Source organism: Bradyrhizobium sp., from assembly GCF_019242285.1.
Taxonomy (GTDB): Bacteria; Pseudomonadota; Alphaproteobacteria; order Rhizobiales; family Xanthobacteraceae; genus Bradyrhizobium.
Genome location: NZ_JAFAVV010000618.1, coordinates 1 through 4265 on the forward strand (window position 1 = coordinate 1; position 4265 = coordinate 4265).

Below are 4265 nucleotides of genomic sequence, written 5' to 3' on the forward strand. Positions count from 1 at the left end.
CAGCGCGACGACGAAGGTGTCCTCGACGAGTTCGCGCTGCGCATGACTGCCGCCGATGCGGACGACGTCGGCGAGCACCGGCTCCATCAGCCGGACGCAGGTCGCATGGTCCCCACTCGCAAACGCATTCATCGCCCGGTAGATCACCGGCACCACCGGCCCGGCGGCGAGCTTGCCGTCGGCCAGGCGCTGCTCGATGACGCCGAGCCGCTCCGCCAACAGGGCCTGGTTGTTGGTCGCGGCGGCAAGCAGCGCCATGTGCAGCTCGACGAAGGGCAGGCTCGTGCGCGGAAAATGCGTCCGCGCATGCGCCTCGGCATCGTCCCAGAGCTCTCTCGGCACCGCATGACCATAGGCCAGGAGCCGCCACAGCAGCGAGGCGCAATCGGACATCGCGTTCAGCGGCGGCGCCTGCGTGACGGCCGGCCGCAGGACATCCGTGTAGATGGCGAGCGCATTCGCCGGATCGTCCCGCTCCAGCGCGCCGAGGGCCTGGTGCCACCGAATGTGGCCGTGGAGAAGGCCGGAGCGGTCGTAGCCGCCGATCCATTGCGTGACCAGCGCATCCGCATCGGCGATCGATCCGTCCTCGAACATCGCGTGCAGCAGCGCATGCGCCGCATAGGCATTGGCGCGGCGCGCCTCGAAGGCACGCTCGGTGATGGCGCGGCCGCGCGCGACCTCGCCGTTCTCCGTCAGCGCCCAGCCGTAATTGGAAAGGAACCACCAGTCCTCGCCATAGTGCGCGGCAAGGCGCTCGCACAGTTGCTGCCGCGCCTGGTCGTGGTCCGCCATGCCGGAGAAGGCGAACAGCCCGAACGCGCCGAGCGGCAGCGAGAACACGATCGCGTCGCGCGGCCAGCTTTCAAGATGCTTCAGCGCAGATGAAAGCGCGGCGGCGAGCTGGCCCTCGGCCGCCAGCGCCAGCGTCGCGACGTGGCTTCGCTCCCGCTCGGTGCCGCGGCGCGCGACCATCTCGCGCGCGAGCCCTGCTTGTTTCCGCGCCGCCTCGCCCTCCTGGTAGAACGAATGCACGCGGGCGCGGCCGATACGCGCCAATGCGAAATCCGGATCGATCGCGATGGCGCGCTCGAAGGCTTCCGCCGTGCCGGTCCAGGCCGACAGCATCAGGTCGACGCCGTCGCGATAGGCAGAGGCGGCTTCGGCTGAGTCGGTCGATATCGACAGGCCGTAGCGGTCCTCATGCGCCGAAGTGCCCATGACTTCACCCTGCCGTCCGCGCCTTGCGTCCCTCGATCGGGTAGGCGGGATCGTTGAAGCCGGGCGTCGAGGGATGGCCGGGGGTGACCAGGCGGTCGATCAGGGCCTCGTCCTCGGCGGTGAATTTGTATTCGAGCGCGCGGACGTAATCGTCCCATTGCGCCTCGGTGCGGGGGCCTGCGATCACGGAGGTGACGAAAGAGGAGTTCAGCACCCAGGACACCGCGAACTGGCCGGCGGTGAAGCCCCTGCTTTCCGCGTGAGCCTTGATCTCCTGCGCGAGCTTCAGCGATTCCGGCCGCCATTCCGTCTGCATCATCCGCTTGTCGTTGCGGCCCGCGCGCGTGTCCTTGCCGGGCGCTGCGTCGACGTCGTATTTGCCGGTCAGGACGCCGCGCGCCAAGGGACTGTAGGCCACGATGCCGAGGCCGTAATGGCCGGAGGCTGGAAAGTGCTCGACCTCCGGCATCCGGTTCATCGCATTGTAATAGGGCTGGCTCGCCACCGGGCGGTCGATGCCGAGCCGGTCGCAGATGTTGCAGATCTCGGCGACGCGCCAGGCGCGGTAGTTCGAGACGCCGAAATAGCGGATCTTGCCGGCGCGGATCAGATCGGCCAGCGCCCGCACGGTCTCCTCCAGCGGCGTCCCGTGATCCTCCTTGTGCAGATAGTAGATGTCGATGAAATCGGTGCCGAGCCGCGTCAGGCTCTCGTGCGCCGCCTGCAGCACCCAGCGCCGCGACAGCCCACCACGGTTCGGGTCCTTGCCCATCGGGTTGGCGAGCTTGGTGGCGAGGATCCAGTCGTGCCGGCTGTTGGAAATGGCGCGTCCGACCACCTGCTCGGAGGCGCCGCCGTTGTAGGCATCGGCGGAGTCGATGAAGTTGATGCCGGCCTCGCGCGCCTTGGCGATGATCCGCGCCGAGGTCGCCTCGTCGGTCGGGCCACCGAACATCATGGTGCCCAGACAGATCGGCGAGACCTTCAGGCCGCTGCGGCCGAGCTTGTGATAGTGCATGGCAACCTTCCGGGAATGGAGCTCCAAGCCGTGCACCCTACCGTTTCGGCATCGCCATGGCGAGCGCCCGCAACGACGGCACGCACGTCCGCATTCCCGCGGCATGAATGCCCAGGCTGTGCATCGATCCACCCTCTGAAATCGAAGAGGGCGCAGGGAATGCCGGGTGAACCAGCCTCACCCATGGCCCCCGTGCAGCAAAAAGCACGGGGCAGGAACCACAGGATCAGCCGAGATCACCGGCATTCCCTGCGCGATGGTTTTAACCCTTATGGCGTGCTCTCCTGGGCGACCGGGCTCTCTTGCCACCCTCGCCCCGCGGACTCGTCATCCACGAGGCTTGATCTCAGCGTCGGGAGATCGGGACCACACGCTTTCGGCGTCCGCATGGCGCCGCTCGTCCGGCGACGCCCCGCGTCCATCGCATCCCACCCCGCGTGTCGTGACGATCGCGATGCGCCCCTCTCATCGAGGCGGGACATGCGCATAATGCACCGAGTCGGGATCGACGTCAATTCATTTTCTGAAAAGCAGAAGACGGGGCGGCGGAAGGCCAGAACTGTGTCGGATTCGGCACGACGGGCAGTTTGCGCATGATGGGCATGCGAGGAACGTCATGGACGGAGAGCCGGCCCCCTCGCCCCGCCTTTCGCGCATTGTTCACCTGAGGACGCGGCCCTTTGGACAATGCCCGGGCCCATCATCGGCGGCTCAGTCGATGTCCGCCATGCCCCGATCGCGTCAGGATTTCGCATTGCGGTGGAATGACGCGATGGGCGAAACGCGGACATGACGAAGCCGCCGACTATGTCGTGAATGACCCAAACCGGACATTGACGGTCAAACGTTGAGGCTAAATTTCGAGTAAATCCCGGCCCGCTATGATTTCGCCGGAGAAAGCTTTGCGGGCTTCGTCCACAAACACCTGATCGGGAACAGCGCCATTTCCTGGAACGAAATGACTGAGCACCAGCGTTTTGACTCCTGCGGCTTGGGCCACTTCGCCGGCTTGTTCGACCGTAAGTGCATTGCCTGAAATACTTTTGAAAAGGTTGTCTGCAGTCTCCCTATCGAACCTGCCTACTTTCACGGCGCCATCGAGCACCTGACGCATTCCCGGAAGATATTGCGCCTCGCACACGAATACGTCCGCGCCTTTCGCAAGATCAATGAGAGCGTCGATCTTTCGGGTATCTCCAGAGAAAACGACGGAGCGATCTGCAGTGTCAAAGCGATACGATAGCGCAACCGGAAGCGGTGGATGGTCAGCCAAGACACAGCTGACCTTCACGTTGTCGTCTTGCATCACAACTCCAGCCGATCTTATCTCATGCGGAACAAGCATTGCCCTAGGATCGGGCTTGCCTTCATCGCGAATTCGAATGTCGATGTCGAAAGCATTTAGCTCAAAGAACTTCTTTGTCATTTCGGCCAATGGCGGCGGGCCATAAGAATCCACTGGCTTCCGCAGGCTCAAATACCAGGCAAAATAAAACAGGTTTCCGTAGTCTAAATTGTGGTCCGAATGATGATGCGTAATGAAAATGCTCTTCAATGCGTTGAGCTTAAGGCCAGCTTGCACAATCTGTCGTGCAACGCCGTTGCCGCAATCAACGACATAAAGAGCGCCTCCGGCTATGATGGCATTTGAAGGTGCAGCTCTGGCAACCTGCAAAGGAGGGCCCCCGGCCGTGCCCAACAACACAATTTTTGTGTGGGCCGATTGTGCTGCGGCGAGGCTCGGCACAGGAGCTGGTGCAAAAACTGCTCCTGCGGAAATCTTCAACGCATCTCGTCTGTTCAACATCACAGTTTACCCTCCAACAGAACATCACCCGTTTACCGCGTTAGCGAGGCTTGGTCCATGTCGGCCTTCTAGCCCAACTTTCTCAACTCGAAGAAAAAGTTGAGCAAAATCAATGACGGCCTATCGATAGTCTCCACTACAGGGCTGGGGCTCGGGAACGATCGGGCTTGTGCGAGGAGGTGATGCGCGGCGGCGGTTGGGGCGGCAGATCGAGTTTGA

3 protein-coding genes are annotated in these 4265 nt (G+C 63.1%); all 3 read right to left on the reverse strand.

What is annotated here, in order from left to right:
* A partial coding sequence (locus JOY90_RS25360) for a tetratricopeptide repeat protein (protein ID WP_291693850.1) occupies nt 1-1221 on the reverse strand: 1221 nt, incomplete at its 3' end.
* A 4-nt stretch (nt 1222-1225) separates the two neighbouring features.
* Nucleotides 1226-2239: an aldo/keto reductase gene (locus JOY90_RS25365; RefSeq protein ID WP_291693851.1), complete on the reverse strand. Its 1014-nt coding sequence runs from the start codon at nt 2237-2239 to the stop codon at nt 1226-1228.
* An 853-nt stretch (nt 2240-3092) separates the two neighbouring features.
* On the reverse strand, nt 3093-4025 hold the full coding sequence (locus tag JOY90_RS25370; protein ID WP_291693852.1) for an MBL fold metallo-hydrolase: 933 nt from the start codon (nt 4023-4025) through the stop codon (nt 3093-3095).
* Nucleotides 4026-4265: the final 240 nt, after the last annotated feature.